This window comes from Bradyrhizobium sp. 31Argb (assembly GCF_043638955.1).
Lineage (GTDB): Bacteria > Pseudomonadota > Alphaproteobacteria > Rhizobiales > Xanthobacteraceae > Bradyrhizobium.
Genome location: NZ_JBEGDB010000668.1, coordinates 1 through 730 on the forward strand (window position 1 = coordinate 1; position 730 = coordinate 730).

The window sequence follows — 730 nt, forward strand, 5'->3', positions numbered from 1 at the left end:
TTGCTCGCTTCATCTGTCCGTCCTTCTTCGGGCCGGACTCTAACTCCTTCTGGAGGAAATACTCAGTGGCAGGTCAGCCCGAGGTCGCCGGTGACAAGCCTGCCAAGCAGCCTTTCAAGGCCTATCCGATCGGCTACTTCCACATCGACATCGCCGAGGTCCGCACCGAGGAGGGCAAGCTCTACCTCTTCGTGGCTGTGGACCGCACCTCGAAGTACGCCTTCGCTCGGCTGATGCAGAAGGCGACCGTTGCCACCGCCAGGGCTTTCCTCAACGACCTGGTCAACGCTGTCCCCTACAAAATCCACACCGTACTCACTGACAACGGCATCCAATTCGCCGACCTGCCCAAGAACAGATCGGGTCCAACCGCCATGTGGCGCGGCCATCCTTTCGACCTGACCTGCAGGAGGCATGGCATCGAGCATCGTCTCACCAAGCCCAACCATCCTTGGACCAACGGCCAGGTCGAAAGGATGAACCGAACACTGAAGGAGGCAACCGTCCGGCGATACCACTATGAGACCAAGCGCCAACTCGAAGATCACCTCGGCGCCTTCCTGGACGGCTACAACTTCGCCAAGCGGCTGAAGACGCTACGCGGCCTCACACCCTACGAAGCCATCTGTACAGCTTGGGCAAACGAGCCAGACCTGTCGCGCGGCGATCAGGATGGAAGAGCGCGTCAATCAAGGTGAGAGAGTTTCGCCGGGCTCGTGACGCAGGGAGG

The 730-nt window shown here is 60.1% G+C and carries 1 protein-coding gene; it reads left to right on the top strand.

Features of this window, described 5'->3' with window-relative positions; genetic code table 11:
* The coding region (locus AAFX91_RS42185; protein ID WP_394570409.1) for a DDE-type integrase/transposase/recombinase at nt 1-698 on the top strand (698 nt) is incomplete at its 5' end.
* Between the last annotated feature and the right edge of the window lie 32 nt (nt 699-730).